The 15,959-nt window shown below is 64.9% G+C and carries 16 protein-coding genes; 9 read left to right on the top strand and 7 right to left on the bottom strand.

All coding sequences use genetic code 11. The features are described 5' to 3' along the window. Positions 1-57 precede the first annotated feature (57 nt). The gene (locus tag NK8_RS39865) at positions 58-900 is read right to left on the bottom strand and encodes a DMT family transporter (protein WP_162069268.1); all 843 of its coding nucleotides are present in this window, start codon (positions 898-900) and stop codon (positions 58-60) included. A gap of 104 nt (positions 901-1,004) precedes the next feature. Here NK8_RS39865 and gcvA point away from each other — a divergent pair, with 104 nt between their 5' ends. The 4 genes from gcvA (at position 1,005) to NK8_RS39845 (ending at position 6,850) form a co-directional block, all read left to right on the top strand. Next, positions 1,005-1,913 carry a transcriptional regulator GcvA gene (gene gcvA, locus NK8_RS39860; protein ID WP_213234158.1) on the top strand — a complete coding sequence of 303 codons (909 nt, stop codon included), beginning with the start codon at positions 1,005-1,007 and terminating at the stop codon, positions 1,911-1,913. A 137-nt stretch (positions 1,914-2,050) separates the two neighbouring features. After that, positions 2,051-4,483 (top strand): glucose/quinate/shikimate family membrane-bound PQQ-dependent dehydrogenase, encoded by a 2,433-nt coding sequence (locus NK8_RS39855; RefSeq protein ID WP_213234157.1) that lies wholly within the window; start codon positions 2,051-2,053, stop codon positions 4,481-4,483. Between the two features lie 150 nt (positions 4,484-4,633). Next, complete coding sequence (locus NK8_RS39850) at positions 4,634-5,617, top strand: porin (RefSeq protein WP_213234532.1); 984 nt, start codon at positions 4,634-4,636, stop codon at positions 5,615-5,617. Between the two features lie 69 nt (positions 5,618-5,686). Next, on the top strand, positions 5,687-6,850 hold the full coding sequence (locus NK8_RS39845; protein WP_213234156.1) for a phytanoyl-CoA dioxygenase family protein: 1,164 nt from the start codon (positions 5,687-5,689) through the stop codon (positions 6,848-6,850). 9 nt (positions 6,851-6,859) lie between these two features. Here NK8_RS39845 and NK8_RS39840 read toward each other — a convergent pair whose 3' ends face one another. Genes NK8_RS39840 through NK8_RS39820 form a run of 5 tightly spaced genes read right to left on the bottom strand, consistent with a single transcriptional unit; the run spans position 6,860 to position 12,140 of the window. Further along, entirely contained in the window at positions 6,860-7,582 is a 723-nt protein-coding gene (locus tag NK8_RS39840) for a FadR/GntR family transcriptional regulator (RefSeq protein ID WP_162069264.1), read from the bottom strand. Between the two features lies 1 nt (position 7,583). Continuing rightward, entirely contained in the window at positions 7,584-8,606 is a 1,023-nt protein-coding gene (yjfF, locus tag NK8_RS39835; RefSeq protein WP_213234155.1) for a galactofuranose ABC transporter, permease protein YjfF, read from the bottom strand. Beyond that, complete coding sequence (locus NK8_RS39830; RefSeq protein WP_213234154.1) at positions 8,603-9,661, bottom strand: ABC transporter permease; 1,059 nt, start codon at positions 9,659-9,661, stop codon at positions 8,603-8,605. The genes yjfF and NK8_RS39830 overlap by 4 nt, the downstream gene beginning before the upstream one ends. Next, the gene (locus tag NK8_RS39825) at positions 9,654-11,174 is read right to left on the bottom strand and encodes a sugar ABC transporter ATP-binding protein (protein ID WP_213234153.1); all 1,521 of its coding nucleotides are present in this window, start codon (positions 11,172-11,174) and stop codon (positions 9,654-9,656) included. The genes NK8_RS39830 and NK8_RS39825 overlap by 8 nt, the downstream gene beginning before the upstream one ends. Positions 11,175-11,180: 6 nt before the next feature. Further along, on the bottom strand, positions 11,181-12,140 hold the full coding sequence (locus NK8_RS39820; RefSeq protein ID WP_061177479.1) for an ABC transporter substrate-binding protein: 960 nt from the start codon (positions 12,138-12,140) through the stop codon (positions 11,181-11,183). A gap of 416 nt (positions 12,141-12,556) precedes the next feature. Here NK8_RS39820 and NK8_RS39815 point away from each other — a divergent pair, with 416 nt between their 5' ends. Genes NK8_RS39815 through NK8_RS39800 form a run of 4 tightly spaced genes read left to right on the top strand, consistent with a single transcriptional unit; the run spans position 12,557 to position 14,215 of the window. After that, positions 12,557-12,724, top strand: coding sequence for a hypothetical protein (locus NK8_RS39815; RefSeq protein ID WP_213234152.1), 168 nt, complete (start codon positions 12,557-12,559; stop codon positions 12,722-12,724). 3 nt (positions 12,725-12,727) lie between these two features. Next, positions 12,728-12,910 (top strand): DUF6726 family protein, encoded by a 183-nt coding sequence (locus NK8_RS39810; protein ID WP_162069259.1) that lies wholly within the window; start codon positions 12,728-12,730, stop codon positions 12,908-12,910. 1 nt (position 12,911) lies between these two features. Continuing rightward, positions 12,912-13,532 (top strand): hypothetical protein, encoded by a 621-nt coding sequence (locus tag NK8_RS39805; protein WP_213234151.1) that lies wholly within the window; start codon positions 12,912-12,914, stop codon positions 13,530-13,532. A 20-nt stretch (positions 13,533-13,552) separates the two neighbouring features. Continuing rightward, positions 13,553-14,215, top strand: coding sequence for a flagellar basal body L-ring protein FlgH (locus NK8_RS39800; RefSeq protein WP_213234150.1), 663 nt, complete (start codon positions 13,553-13,555; stop codon positions 14,213-14,215). A 17-nt stretch (positions 14,216-14,232) separates the two neighbouring features. On the opposite strand, the gene NK8_RS39795 is transcribed toward NK8_RS39800, so the two are convergent. Beyond that, positions 14,233-14,982, bottom strand: a complete 750-nt coding sequence (locus tag NK8_RS39795) for a response regulator (RefSeq protein WP_162069256.1) — start codon at positions 14,980-14,982, stop codon at positions 14,233-14,235. A gap of 245 nt (positions 14,983-15,227) precedes the next feature. On the opposite strand from NK8_RS39795, the gene NK8_RS39790 reads away from it, so the two are divergent. After that, positions 15,228-15,956 (top strand): response regulator, encoded by a 729-nt coding sequence (locus NK8_RS39790; RefSeq protein ID WP_213234149.1) that lies wholly within the window; start codon positions 15,228-15,230, stop codon positions 15,954-15,956. Positions 15,957-15,959 lie beyond the last annotated feature (3 nt).

Raw genomic sequence — 15,959 nt, 5'->3', positions numbered from 1 at the left:
ATCCCGATTCGTCGATCAGGGCACGGCTTGTGCCCCAATTCACGGCATGAACAGACCCTAAAGCCCGAGACAGACCGCGCCCGCCGCGACGACCACGCACGCGAGCCAGCGTTTCGCGCTGACCGCTTCACGCAGGAACACGCGTCCGATGAGCGCCGCGAACACGACGCTCGTCTCGCGCAACGCGGACACCGCGCCCATCGCGCCGGACTGCATCGCCCAGATCACGATGCCGTACGCGGCGATCGACACGAGACCGCCCGCGAGCGACGAACCCACGGCCATCGGCGTCGCCTTCACGGGCATCCAGAGCGCCGGCAGGCCGCGTTTCGCGATGAAGATCACCGGCATGAACCAGTAGAACATGAACATCCACGCGGTATAGGACAGCGCTTCGCCATCGGATGCGCGCACGCCGATGCCGTCGATCACCGTATAGACCGCGATGGTCACGCCGGTCGTCAGCGCGGCGAGCGCCCCGGCGCGCGATACGTGGCCGCCTTGCAGCGCGAGCGCCATGATGCCTCCCGAAATCAGGACGATGCCGAACGCGTGCATCGGGCCGATGGCCTCGTGCGCGAACAGGGCCGCGCCGAGCGTGACGAGCATTGGCGAGGAGCCGCGCGCGATCGGATACGCCTGCGCGAGATCCCCTCGTCGATACGAACGCACGAGGCTCACGTTATAGACGATATGCACGAGCCCCGATGCGGCGATGTACGGCCACGCGGCCCTGGCCGGCAACGGCAGATACCACACGACGAGCGCGGAAACGACCCCGATGGCGATGCTCATCCATGTCATCGACAGGAACCGGTCGCGATTGCCATGCAGCATTGCGTTCCAGCTTGCGTGGAGCACCGCTGCGAAGAGGACGACACCGCCGGTGTAGGTGAACATGCGTTTTATGTCGGTTATGTGACGGATAGTTCATAGAATATCTAACTTGTGATGCGCCCACAAACCATATAATTTGCGTTGTCGCGTTAGAAAATCTACGACGAATGAGACCGGCATTACCTTCGCTCAACGCGCTGCGCGCCTTCGAGGCGGCCGGGCGGCTCGGCAGCTTCAAGGAAGCGGCAGTTGAACTGCATGTGACGCACGGCGCGATCAGCCAGCAGGTGCGCCTGCTCGAGTCGTGGCTGGGCGCGCCCCTGTTCGAGCGCCATAACCGGCGCGTGGTGCTGACACCTGCGGCGCGGGTTTATCTCGCGGAGGTCGGTCCGCTCTTCGATCAGCTTGCGCAGGCTACCGCGCGCTATGGCCTGTCCGAGGCCGTCGCGCGCACGCTGAACGTCAATGCGCCCGCGACCTTCACCTTGCGCTGGCTCGTGCCGAGGCTGGAAAAATTCCGTGCGCGTCGTCCCGATGTGGAAGTGCGGGTCGAGACGTCGAATGAACCGGTCGAGAACCTCAAAGACACCTACGACATCGTGATCCGGGGTGGCCCCGACACGTTCTATGGCTACGCGATGCGGCCTTTTCTGGAAGAGGAGCGCTTGCCCGTGTGCAGTCCCGCGCTGTTGCGGCGCGTGCCGCTGCAAACGCCTGAAGACTTGCGACGGCATACCTTGCTGCATACGTCGAGCCTGCCGCGCGTGTGGCCGGACTGGCTGGCGCAGGTGGAGATGCCCTCGTTGATGCCCGCGGCGGCGCTCACTTTCGACCACTTCTATCTGACCTTGCAGGCGGCCGTCGACGGCCTGGGCATCGCGATGGGACCGACCGCGCTCGTCGCCGACGATCTCGCGTCAGGCCGTCTCGTCGCGCCGTTCGATGGTCCGCGTCTGCCGTCGCGGAGCTACTGCACCTATGTCGCCGACGACAAGACCGCGGACGATCTGATCGTGTTGTTTCGCGCATGGCTGGAGCGCGAAGGCGCGGCGTTCGCGAGTGAGCCGGGTGTGTGAGCGGCAGCTTCGTCGCGGGGCGAATCCGGCAGACGTTTAACTATCCAGTTAGAATATAGTGGTTTACGCTGATGCCCCCGCGGGTTTTCGACCTGCGCGCGTGGCTGATTCGCACGCCACATTCCTGGAGAAGATTGATGTCTACGAGTGAAGCCCGTCTTTCAGCCACGCTGAGAGCCGGGTGTATTTTGCTGGGCCTCGCATTGCTGGCCACGGGTCTGTTCTTCGTCATCGGTGGCGCGAAGCTCGCGCTGCTGCACGGCAGCCTCTATTTCGCGATCGCGGGTGCGGTCATCGTCGTGTCGGCGGTGCAGTTCATGCGGGCGAAGTCATCGGCGGTGCTCGTGTACGCGGCGGCCTTCGCCGGCACGCTGATCTGGGCGCCGCTCGATGCCGGTATCGATTTCTGGCCGCTGGTGTCGCGGCTGATGCTGCCGGCCGGCTTCATGGTGCTCGCGCTGCTCGCGTGGCCTGCGTTGCGCAGGCATGAGACGGGCGAAGCCGCGTCGAAGCGCGCGTACGGACTTGCAGGCGTCATCGCGCTCGCGATGCTCGTCGCCTTCGTGCAGATGTTCCAGCCGCATCCGCCCGTCGCGTTCGACGGCCCAGCCGCGCCACTCGTGCCCGTCGCGAAAGGCGAGGCGCAGAAGGACTGGAGCAGCTACGGCAACACGCCCGGCGGCAGCCGCTTCGTCGCGCTCGACCAGATCACGCGCGACAACGTGCAGAACCTTCAGGTCGCGTGGACGTTCCATACGGGCGACATCCCCGACAGTCCCACCGGCAACGGCGCGGAAGATCAGCAGACGCCACTGCAGATCGGCGATCGCATCTACATGTGCACGCCGCACAACAACGTGATCGCCGTCGATGCGGACAGCGGCAAGCAAATCTGGACGCGCGAGATCGACGCGCACGCGCAGGTGTGGAACCGTTGCCGCGGCCTCGCGTATTTCGACGCGACCCGGCCATTGGCGCAACCTTCCGTCGCAGGCTCGACGTCCGTGACGCCGGTTTCCGTCGCGGCAGGCGCAAGCTGCCAGCGCCGCGTGCTGATGAACACGATCGACGCGCGCCTCGTCGCGATCGATGCCGATACCGGCGCGCTGTGCGAAGGCTTCGGCGAGCATGGCTTCGTCGACCTGAAAGCGGGCCTCGGCGCGGCGGAAGATCCGAAGTATCAACTCACCTCCGCGCCGACGCTCGCGGGCACGACGATCGTCGTGGGCGGACGCGTGGCGGACAACGTGCAGACCGACATGCCGGGCGGCGTGCTGCGCGGCTTCGACGTCATCACCGGCGAGATGCGCTGGGCCTTCGATCCGGGCCGCGACGATCCCAACGCGCGCCTGCAGCCGGGCCAGACCTACGCGCGCAGCACACCGAACTCGTGGGCGCCGATGTCCTACGATCCCGCGATGAACACCGTCTTCATCCCGATGGGCAGCTCGTCGGTGGATTTGTGGGGCGGCACGCGCACGCCGCTGGATCATCGCTACGCGACGTCGATCCTCGCGCTCGACGCGACCACCGGCAAGGAAAAATGGGTGTACCAGACGGTTCACAACGACCTGTGGGACTTCGATGTGCCGATGCAGCCGAGCCTCATCGACTTCCCGGCGAAAGACGGATCGACGAAACCGGCTGTCGTATTCGGCACCAAGTCCGGCCAGATCTTCGTGCTCGACCGCATGACCGGCAAGCCGCTCACGCGCGTCGAGGAACGCCCGGTGAAAACCGGCACGATCCCGAACGAGCAATACTCGGCCACGCAGCCGTTCTCTGCCGGCATGCCGACGATCGGCGCGGACAAGTTGAAGGAATCGGACATGTGGGGCGCGACGCCGTTCGATCAGCTGGCATGCCGTATCGGCTTCAAGTCGATGCGCTACGACGGCCTCTTCACCGCGCCCGACACCGACGTTTCGCTGAGCTTTCCGGGTTCGCTCGGCGGCATGAACTGGGGCAGCCTGTCGACGGACCCGAACCATCACGTGATCTTCGTGAACGACATGCGCCTCGGTCTCTGGGTGCAGATGATCCCGCAAAAGACCGACAGCGCGCCCGCGAGCAACGGCGGCGAGGCGGTGAACACGGGCATGGGCGCGGTGCCGCTGAAGGGCACGCCGTATGCCGTGAACAAGAACCGCTTCATGTCGCCGCTCGGCATTCCGTGCCAGAAGCCGCCGTTCGGCACGCTCTCCGCCGTCGATCTGAAGACGCGCAAGCTCTTGTGGCAAGTGCCGGTCGGCACCGTGCAGGACACGGGACCGTTCGGCTTCAAGATGCGGATGAAGATGCCCATCGGCATGCCGACGCTCGGCGGCACGCTCGCGACGCAGGGCGGCCTCGTGTTCATCGCGGGCACGCAGGATTACTATCTGCGCGCGTTCGACAGCGCCACGGGCAAGGAAGTGTGGAAAGCGCGTCTGCCCGTGGGCAGCCAGGGCGGTCCGATGAGCTACGTCTCGCCGAAGACGGGCCGGCAGTACGTGCTGATCTCGGCGGGCGGCGCGCGTCAGTCGCCCGATCGTGGCGATTACGTCATCGCGTATGCGTTAAAGCGCTGATCGTCGCCTGGACGATTATCATGGCGGGCGGCGGCACGGGCGTGCATGCCGCCGCTCCATTCGACCCGTCCCCTGACCGATGTTTTCATGCGTCTGACACACCCTTTCGATCGCCGCACGGCGAAGCGCGCACGCCTGCTGGCACTGTCGATGATGTGCGGCATCGGCGTAACGGCCGCGCATGCGCAAAGCGCCGTCACGCTGTACGGCACGATCGACACCAGCATCGAAGTGACGAATCCCGGCTCCTCGTGGACGCCGCGCATGGATTCGGGCGCGTATCGCGGTTCGCGCTTCGGCTTGCGCGGCTACGAGCAATGGAGTTCCGATACGCGTCTCTTGTTCGATCTCGAAAGCGGCTTCAGTTCGGCGGACGGCAGCTTCGCCACGGCCAACACCATTTTCAACCGGCAAGCGTGGATCGGCCTCGGCGCGCCGTGGGGCGAATTGCGCATGGGCCGTCAGTACTCGCCGATCTACATTCCGTTCAAGGGCGGCCTCGACGCCTTCGGCGCGGGCACGATCGCGTCTGGCCTCAACAATCTCTCGAAGATCACGCCTTATACGGATAACGGCATCGCCTACCTGTCGCCGGACTTTCACGGCTTCACGACGACACTGATGGTCGCATTGCGCGACAGCGGCGACGGCAACGGCCTCTCCGGCAACTACGAGACATTCGCGTATCACAACGGGCCGTTTCGCATTTCCTACGCGCATCAGCAGACGCAGGGCGACACCGGCTTGCGCGCGAATCTCGGCGGCGTGTCGTACCAGATCGGCAAAACAACGGCCTTCGTGTCGTACTTCAATGGCGATGGCGGATCGCCGCGTTATCACAACGACGGCATCGCGCTATCGATGCGCTATGCCGTGACGCCGCGCCTGCGCGCATCGCTCGGCTACGCGTACGCGCGCGACCGCACGGGCGGCGACAACGATGCGGACCAGTTCAGCGTCGCGTGCGAGTACGACCTTTCGCCGAAGGTACTGCTCTACGCGAGCGGCGCGATGCTGCGCAATCGCGGCGACGCGATTTTCACGCTGCGCGGCGTGAATGTCGTCGGGTTGCCGGTGGCGTATCCGGGCGCGCCGGTTCGCGGCGTGCAGGTCGGCATGATCGAGCGCTTCTGACACGCACGGCAGTCACGAGTTGTCGAGGCTTCGCGCGAACGGCTATGCTTGTCGAAAACGGAGCGAGACATGAACGTGACGAACGTGTATCGGGAGAGCGACTGCTCGCTCGATGAATTCTCCGCGCTGCTGGAACGGGACACCGCGCCAGGGCCGGCATTCGCCGCCGATATCCAGCAGAGGATTCCCCTCTACGATTGCAGCGCACTGCGCGAAGCCTTGAACGATGCGCCGAAGCGCGCGGCGTTGCAGGCGGAATGGGCCGCGGTGCTTCGCGACGGCGCGGGCGTATTCGTGCTCAAGGCGGCCTATGCGGACGTCGCGCCGGTCGACGAGGCCACCGCGATCTTCGAATCGATCATCCGTGAAGAGCGCGCGCAGGGAACGAGCGGCGCGGATCACTTTGCGAAAGCGGGCGCGAACGATCGCATCTGGAACGCGCAGGAAAAGCTCTGCCTCGAAGCGCCTCGCGTATTCGCGCGCTACTTCGCGAATCCGTTCATCGAGTGCACGGCGCAAGCGTGGCTCGGGCCGGCTTTCCAGATGACGTCGCAGGTCAACGTCGTGCGCCCGGGCGGAGACGCGCAACAGGCTCATCGCGATTATCACCTCGGTTTCCAGACTGCCGACGAAGTGCAGCGCTATCCGGCGCATGTTCACGCGATGTCGCCGTTCCTCACGCTGCAGGGCGCGGTCGCGCACAGCGACATGCCTGTCGAAAGCGGGCCGACCAAACTGCTGCCGTTCTCGCAACGCTATGCGCAGGGCTATCTCGCATGGCGTCGCGCGGATTTCCGCGCGCACTTCGAAGCGCATTACGTGCAACTGCCGCTCGAAAAAGGCGACGCGCTCTTCTTCAGCCCGGCGCTCTTTCACGCGGCGGGCGCGAACCGCACGCGCGACGTGCAGCGCATGGCGAATCTGCTGCAAGTGTCGTCGGCATACGGACGGGCGATGGAAACGCTCGATCGCGCCCGCATGTGCGAAGCCGTCTATCCGGTGTTGCTCGATGAAAAATCCACGGGGCGCATGAACGACGCCGAACTCGATGCGGTCATCGCGTCCTGTGCGGAAGGCTATGCATTCCCGACGAATCTCGATCGCGATCCGCCCTTAGGCGGTCTTGCGCCGAAGAGCCAGCAGGCGCTGTTGCGTCAGGCGCTCGATGAAGCATGGACCGTGGAAACGCTTGCGAACGCGCTCAGAGAAAACGCGTGGCGTCGCAGTACGTAACCAATCCTTCTATTCCTGATACACCGCCGACAGCACGCTCTGCGCATCGGCCAGTGCATTGTCGAGCTGTACGAGACTCGCATGACGCGCGCCGAGCGGATCGCGATTCGTGATCGCGGTGAGTATCGCCTTGTGCCGTGGCAATGACAGCGCGTGCGTATCGGGATGACGGCTCGTCAGCTTGATCGACTCCGACAGTGCAAGCGACAGCATATGCCCGATGTACATCAGCATGTCGTTATGCGTGGCGGTCATGATCGCGCGATGAAACTCCAGATCGGGTGCAAGCAATGCATTCGGCGTGTCCGCAAGCGACATGCGTTCATAAGCGGCACGGATGTTCGCGAGATCGTCCGGCGTCGCGTTCGATGCGGCGAGCGCGGCGGCAGCAGGCTCGACGATCCTGCGCACCACGAGCAGCGACTGAAAGAACTCGCCTTCGTGCACGCTGTTGATGGTCCAGAAGAGCACATCGGGATCGAGCGTGTGCCATTCATCGCGCGGACGCACCACGCTGCCCAGACGCGGCTTCGACAGCACCAGTCCCTTCGCGACCAGCACGCGCGTCGCTTCGCGCAGCACCGGGCGGCTCACGCCATAGGCTTCGCACAGCTTTGCCTCGGCGGGCAGGCGGTCGCCCGGCTTGAGCCTGCCGCTCACGATCTCGATGCCGAGCTCCTGCACGATGCGCGCGTGCATGCTCTTGCGGGGCTGTGGATGGCGATAGTCCATGTCAGCGCTTCGTCGCGGAGCGCTCGCCGAACGCGCGCTGCGACAGGCAGAACACGAGCAGCAACGCACCGACCGCGATCTTGGTCCACCACGAACTGAGCGAGCCGTCGAACGAGATCAGCGTCTGGATGATGCCGAGCAGAAGCACGCCGAACAGCGTGCCGATCACATAGCCGACGCCGCCCGTCAACAGCGTCCCGCCGATCACGACCGAAGCGATCGCGTCGAGTTCGAGCCCCATCGCGTGCAGGCCGTAGCCCGAGAGCATGTAGAACGTGAACAGAACGCCGCCGAGCGCCGAGCAGAAGCCCGACAACGCGTACGCGCCGATGGTCGCCGCATTCACCGGCAAGCCCATCAGCAGCGCGGAATGAGGATTGCCGCCGACCGCATAGAGCGTGCGCCCGAACGGCGTGTAATGCGCGACGAACACCGCCAGTGCCAGCACGACGAGCGCGATCACCGCGCCGAGCGACAGCGACGCGCCGCTCATCACGGGGATGCGGATCTGTGAAACCATCGCGTACCACGGGTCCGTGATGCTGATCGAATCGATGCTGATGAGATAGCAGAGCCCGCGCGCGAGGAACATGCCCGCGAGCGTGACGATGAAAGGCTGCAGGCGAAAGCGCGCGATCAGCCAGCCCATCAGCGTGCCGAACGCGGTGCCCATCGCGAGCACGAGCGGTATCACGACGAGCGGATGCCAGCCCGCTTTCTCGACGAGCGCGGCGGACACCATCGTCGTGAGCGCGATCACCGATCCCACCGACAGATCGATCCCGCCCGACAGAATCACGAACGTCTCGCCCACCGCGACGACGATCAGAAACGCGTTGTCGATCAGCAGGTTGAGGAAGACCTGCGGCGAGAAGAAGCCGGTGTACATCACCGAGCCGAGCACGGAGATCACGATGAACAGCGACACCGTCGCGGCAAGCGGCAGGTAGCGGCTGCGCACTGTCTTGCGCGGCGGCGCGTCGTCCTTGCGATGCTGCGTGAGCGTGGGCAGGCCCGAGTTCATCGCCGCACCTCGCGATCCGCGAGCGCGGGACGGCGCGCGAATTTCGCGACCGTCGCGCGGAATTCGCCCGATTGCAGCATCATCACTGCGAACACGACAATGGCCTTCACCACGAGATTGACCTCCGGCGGCACGCCGAGCGAATAGATCAGATACGTGAGCGTCTGGATGATGAGCGCGCCGATTACGCTGCCCGCGAGCGTGAAGCGGCCTCCGGTGAGCGCGGTGCCGCCGAGCGTCACGGCGAGAATCGCATCGAGTTCGAGCAGCAGGCCCGCGTTGTTGCCGTCCGCGCTCTTGACGTTCGAACTGATGAGGATGCCCGCGACGCCCGCGCACAGGCCGCTGAACGCATACGCGCCGAGCGTGAGCCGTCGCGCCTGCACGCCCGCGACGCGCGCGGCGGTCGGATTGATGCCGATCGCCTGCAGGAACAGCCCGAGCGCGGTGCGCGTGATCGCGAGCCAGAGCAGCGCGAACACGAGAGCTACGATCAGTATCGATACCGGCACGCCGAGCAGATAACCGCCCCCGAAGAAGAAGTAGGGCGAGTAGTAGATCGTGATGATCTGACCGCTCGTGATGAGCTGCGCGATGCCGCGTCCCGCGACCATCAGGATCAGCGTTGCGATGATCGGCTGCATGCCCGCCCGTGCGACCAGCAAGCCGTTCCACAGGCCGCACAGCAACGCGACGCCGAGCGCGGCCACGATCACGACCGGCAGCGCAAAGCGCGTCACGTTGCCGGAGATGGAGCCGCCGATCGCCCATGCGGCGACCGCGCCCGCGATGGCGACGACCGCGCCCACAGAGATATCGATGCCGCGCGTCGCGATCACGATGGTCATGCCGAGCGCGACGACCGCGAGCGGCGCGGCGCGATTGAGGATATCGATGAGGCTGCCGTAGAGATGATGGTCGCGCCATTCGACATGCAGAAAGCCCGGATTGAACGCCGCGTTCAACGCGAGCAGCAGGGCGAGCGTGACGATCGGCCAGCCGAGGCGATGCTCCATCATCGAGCGGAGCTTGCCGCGTCGCACGGTGTCATCCATGTTCGGCTCCGATCATTTCGCATACGGTGTCCTCGCTCGTGCCCGCCGGCAGCTCGCCGACCTTGCGACGATCGCGCAACACGACGATGCGATTGGCGACGCGCACCACCTCCGAGATCTCCGACGAGATGAAGAGCACCGCCATGCCCGTCGAGGCGAGCCTGAGTATCTCGTCCATGATTTCCTGCTTCGCGGCGACGTCGATGCCGCGTGTGGGTTCGTCGAGGATCAAGAGGCGCGGCTCGGTCGCGAGCCATCGCGCGATCAGCGCCTTTTGCTGATTGCCGCCGGAGAGCAGGCCGATCGGCATGTCGAGATTCGCGGCCTTGATGCCGAGAGCGCGCACGAAGCGTTCGGCGAGCGCGTTCTGTTCGGCGCGCGTGAGGCAGCGTCGCGCGCCCATGCGCGCCTGCAACGCGAGCGCGATGTTCTCGCGCAGCGACAGTTCCGCGACGATGCCATCCGCCTTGCGCTCCTCGGGACAGAACGCGATGCCGTGCCGGATCGCCTGCGCGGGCGTCGCGAAGGAAACCGGCACGCCGTCGATGCGCAGTTCGCCTTCGTCGGGCTTCTCCAGGCCGAACAGCAGCTTCGCGAGTTCGGTGCGCCCGGAGCCGAGCAGCCCCGCGACGCCGACCACTTCGCCCGCCCGCACGCGCAGATCGAGCGGCTGCAACTGGCCCTTCTGACCAAGGCGTACCGCGTCGAGCAGGGCGTCGTCGGTGGCGTGCGCTTCGGTGTCGTCGGGCGGCGGCTGGCGCGCCTGCGCGGCGGCGAGTTCGCGGCCGAGCATCGCCGCGATGAGCGCCTGCGTGCCGAGTTCGTTCGCGCGCCATTCGCCCACGCGCCGGCTGTTGCGCAGCACCGTGATGCGGTCCGAGATCGCGTAGACCTGATTCAGGAAGTGCGTGACGAAGAGAATCGCGAGCCCTTGTTCACGCAGGCGGCGCAGCACGTCGAAGAGGCGGCGCACTTCGTCGTCGTCGAGGGAGGAAGTCGGCTCGTCGAGAATCAATACTTTCGACGACAGCTTCAGCGCCCGCGCGATCGCGACCATCTGCTGCACCGCGACCGGATAGCTCGTCAGCACGCGCGTCACGTCGATATCGAGCCCGATGCGCCCGAGCAGTTCGCGCGCCTGCCGGTTCGTCGCTTCCCAGTCGATGCGAAAGCCGGCGAGCGCGCCGCGTCGCGGAAAGTAGCCGGCGAAGATGTTCTCCGCCACGGAGAGGTTCGGGCAGAGATTCACTTCCTGATAGACCGTGCTGATGCCGAGCTTCTGCGCGTCGAGCGGCGAGTCGGGGTGAATCGCGCGGCCGTCGAGCAGGATCTCGCCGGCGTCGAGGCTCACGACGCCGGTCAGCACCTTGATGAGCGTCGACTTGCCCGCGCCGTTCTGACCCATCAGCGCGTGAACCTCGCCCGGATAGAGGGTGAGGTTCACGTCCCGCAGCGCATGGACGCCGGCGAAGCGCTTGTCGATGCCGCGCAGCTCCAGTACGGGCGAAGTCATCGGAGATCAGTATTTGCGATTGGGGAATTCCTTCGCCGCGACCTCCATCGGGAAGATGCCTTCCTGCGTGACGATGCGCTTGGGCACGGACTTGCCGGCCTTGATGTCCTTCACGACCGACATCAACTGCGGCCCGAGCAGCGGACTGCATTCGACCGACACATTGAGCTTGCCCGCCATCATCGCTTCGAATGCGCCTTTCACGCCATCCACGGAAATGATGATGATGTCCTTGCCCGGCTTCATGCCGGCTTCCTCGATCGCCTGGATCGCGCCGATCGCCATGTCGTCGTTGTGCGCGTAGAGCACGTTGATCTTCTTGCCCTCGGCCTTGAGGAACGCCTCCATCACTTCCTTGCCCTTCGCGCGCGTGAAGTCGCCGGTCTGCGAGCGGATGATCTTGAACTTCGGATCGGACTTGATGATTTCCTCGAAGCCCTTCTTGCGATCGATCGCGGGCGCCGAACCGACCGTGCCCTGCAATTCGACGATATTGATCGGCCCCGCATTGCCCTTTTCCTTCTCGACCAGCCAGCGGCCTGCCTTGCGGCCTTCCTCGGTGAAGTCCGAGCCGATGAAGGTGACGTAGAGCGTGTCGTCCTTGCTGCTGATCGCGCGGTCGGTGAGCACGACCGGAATCTTCGCGTTCTTCGCTTCGACGAGCACGGTATCCCAGCCCGTCTCGACGACCGGCGAGAACGCGATCACATCGACCTTCTGCGCGATGTACGAGCGGATCGCCTTGATCTGGTTTTCCTGCTTCTGCTGCGCGTCGGAAAATTTCAGGTCGATGCCGGCCTCCTGCGCACTGGACTTGATCGACTGGGTGTTCGCGGTGCGCCATTCGCTCTCCGCGCCGACCTGCGCGAAGCCGAGCACGATGGGCTTTTGCGCGAAGGCGGGGAGCGGGAGCATTGCGCCGAGCGGCGCGGCGGCCATCGCAACTAACACGGTGCGGCGTTTCATGACAGTGGTTCCTCCATCCGTTGGTTTTTTAACCTGTCTTGTTCGAATGATTCTGGAATAACCTGTTAATTCGTTGTTCTATTCATCCCGTCGCCATACCGGCAATTCCGGTATTTGGGTTTTCCACTGTCGATTTGGCGGGCGGCGAGATAGATTGACTATATGAGGCTATCCGGCCACTTTTTATTCACGTTAACCCGCTTTTTGCGCTGAAACAGTCATACCATCTCGCGCCACGCGTTGCGCCGCAACATCGAATGGATTCGACGCCGGGAAGAACTGGTAACGGTCGCGTAACGCCTCGTAAGCACTCGCGAAAAGTGTGTTTTTCTCGCGCGATCGTCAATATGCGCGCTCACGGAAGATCGCTGACGTTGCAATTCGCAACGGTTCTTCATCTTCAAGGAGCGCGCAGCATGAACGTCACCGGCCCGAGCACACCCCACGCGACGCAGGCGTCGTCGCACACGTTGCCCATCAAGCGCAGCACCGATACCCCGACCACCGAAACCGGCAACACGAACGCCAAGACCGCGCCGGTCAACCCGGCGCATCTCGGCAATCACGTCGATACGACGGCGTGAATCATGGCGACATCCTTGCGTTTCGCGCTCGTGTGCGCGGCCGTGGCGGCGTGCCCGTTCCTGCTCGACGGTTGCGCGCTCGCCGCGCTGCCGTGCCGAGTGACATCGGCCGCGCTGAAGATCGTGCCGGTCGTGGGCCATGCCGCGTCCACACCCTTCGATGCGTGCGCAACAGCTATCGACTGATATGAAGCGAACCTTCATCCGTGGCGCGGCCTGCGTCTGCATGGCGATGCCCGCGCTCGCCGCCGCACAGAAGCCATTCGATTTTCGCGGCCTGCCGCTCGGCATTTCGCTCGATGCGTTCCGCCGCGACGAACCCGCGCGCGCGACGCCGCCCGGCAGCGTCGCCGTGTGCGATACGGATCTCGAAGCGGCCTCGCTCGGCATGGTGCTGCGCGACGCGCACAGCCTGTCGATCGCGTGCAAGTGGGCGCATCGCACGCAGGCGGGATGGAGCGCATCGCAGGCCGTCGTGGACGGCGCGCCTTCGCGCGATCACGTGTTGCGTTTCGCGGCGATGCCAGGCGATGCGTCGCCGCGACTGTATCGCATGGCGTTCGTGATCGATGCGCGGGTGGTCGATGACTTTACCGAAGCGCTGTCGTCGAAGTTCGGCCGAAGCCGCGTCGATCGCGCGAACGGTTACAGGACGCGAACGTGGGAGAACGCGACGAGTTCGATCACGCTGGAAGCGAACGGTGCGGCGGCCTCGGCGCATGTGATCTATCGCCTGAAAGCCTACGAATCGTGGCTGCGCGAAACGGCCGACCGCTGGCGTCTTGCCTCCGTGCAGGACACGCCCTGAATCAAAGGAGAGGATTGTTCATGAAACTGACGTCATTGCCCTGCGCGGCGTTGGTGCTTGCGCTTGCCGCGTGCTCGTCGTCGCGTTCCGTCGTCGAGATGCCGACCTATGCGCCGGCCGTCGCGCAGCCGGTCAACGTCAATACGCTGGGCGCGATCTATCAGGCGGGCAGTTCGGTCTCGCTCTACGAAACCGCCCGTGCGCAGCGAGTCGGCGACGTGCTGACGATCCGCCTCGCGGAGTCGTATCAGGGCAGCAATTCCGCCGACGCCAGCGCGAGCCGCGCGAGCAGCATCAGTGCCGAGGCCGCGGACAAATCGAGCGGCGCGGCGGCGCGGCTGGCGCGCCTGTTCAACGTCGGCTCGGCGAATACGTCGTTCAAGGGCAACGGCAGCACCAGCAATCTGTCGGCGATGAGCGGCACGCTCGCGGTGTCGGTAATCGGCACGTTGCCAGGCGGAAACCTGGTGGTCGCGGGCGACAAGATCATCGCGATGAGCGGCAATCAGGATCAGTTGCGCTTCTCGGGCATCGTCAATCCGAAGGATATCGAGGCGGGCAATTACGTCGCGTCGAACAAGGTGGCCAATGCGCGCATCGAACAGGCGGGCGTCGGCATGCTCGCCGATTCGACCACGATGGGCTGGCTGCAACGTCTCTTCATGAGCGTGCTGACCTTCTGACGATGACGCCGCGCGCCTCAGACTTCCACGCGCGCTGCGATGCGCCCGGCCGCCGTCGGATCGCCGTGGGGCACGAAGATATAGCCCTGGCCCCAGACGGTCTGCACGTAGCGCGGTTCGGACGGATCGATCTCGAGCAGGCGGCGCAGACGCCAGATCGCGACATCGAGACTGCGATCGCGATGCGCGCCGTTGCCGCGCAGCTTCTCGTTCAGTTGCGCGCGCGTGAGCACGATCATCTCGTTCTTGACGAGCGTCTTGAGCAGCGCGAATTCGCCCGAGCGCAGCGCGATGCGTTCGCCATCGCGGCGCAATTCACGCGCGCTGAAGTCCATTTCGAACGGTCCGAAGCGATACGCCGGCCGCATCTCGGGCGCGCCTGCCGTGAACGCCGACGCGCTCTCGCGGCGCCGCAGGATAGAGCGGATGCGCGCGAGCAGCTCGCGCGTATCGAAGGGCTTGCCGAGATAATCGTCCGCGCCGAGTTCGAGCCCGATCACGCGGTCGAGCACGTCCGAGCGCGCTGTCAGCAGGATCACGGGAATATCGTCGTGAGCATTGCGCAATTCGCGCAACGCGCTGATGCCGTCCTTGCCGGGCATCATCACGTCGAGCACGATCATCGAGGGACGCTCGGCCTGCACGCGGCGTCTCAGACCGGTGCCGTCGCTCAGGACGGACACGTCGAAGCCGTGCTGCTGCAGATAGTCGCGAACGTGATCGCGCACGACGGGGTCGTCGTCGACCATCAGTACATGTGGAGTCATGCACGGATTCTAAGCGCCGCGCGCACGCGCTCGCGACGGTCGAGAACTTTCCATTTCTTTCCGTTACGGCGTGTTTCAACGCGCAATGCGCAGTCGAATAGCGCGTGCGCACGGCTTCGAACGGGAATCGCACGCGCGTGCTTTGCAACGTCGCGGCCCGCGAAACTGCGTTCCGTAAGAATCCGTAATGTCGCGCGAAGCGCGCGATGCGCGGATTGGGAATAACCTCCGAATAGAATTTTGAGATGTCCATATCGGTTCTCATCGTCGACGACGACTCCGCGGTGCGCGACCTGCTGCGCCACTTCTTCAATGCGCAAGGCATCGACGTGTCCGTGCTGCACGACGGCGGCGGGCTGCGTCGGCGGCTGGAGCTCGAACGTCCGTCCATCGTCGTGCTCGACATCATGATGCCGGACACGGATGGCCTGCGCGCGCTGCGCGATTTGCGCGCGGCGGGCGAGGATATTCCCGTGATCTTCGTCACGGGCTGCGACAGCGTTCCACAGAAGATCGCGGGCCTGCAATCGGGCGCGGACGACTATCTCGCCAAGCCCTTCGATCCGCGTGAACTGCTCGCGCGCATCGAGGCGGTGCTGCGGCGGCGCGCGAGTGCGCCGAGCCGTCCAGAGCCCGCGCCGCGCGAACGCTTCGGCCGCTTCGAAGTCGACTTCGTAACGCGCTCGCTGCTGCGCGGCGGCGAACGCATCGCATTGCGCGACAGCGAGTTCGCGCTGCTCAAGGTCTTCATCAAGCATCCGTACAAGGTGCTCTCGCGCGTGCTGATCCACGATCTCGTGCATCGCGACGATCTCGCTTTTCGCGATCGCGGGCTCGATGTGCCGATCTGGCGTCTGCGCCGCATCATCGAGGACGATCCGTCGAATCCGCGTCACGTGCAGACCGTGCGCGGGCAAGGCTACGTGTTCGTGCCCGACACCGACAGCCCGACATCGAACCGCTTCGGGACCTGACCG

Source organism: Caballeronia sp. NK8 (assembly GCF_018408855.1).
GTDB lineage: Bacteria > Pseudomonadota > Gammaproteobacteria > Burkholderiales > Burkholderiaceae > Caballeronia.
Note: the sequence above shows the minus strand (reverse complement) of the source record. Positions and strands in the feature narration are given on the sequence as shown.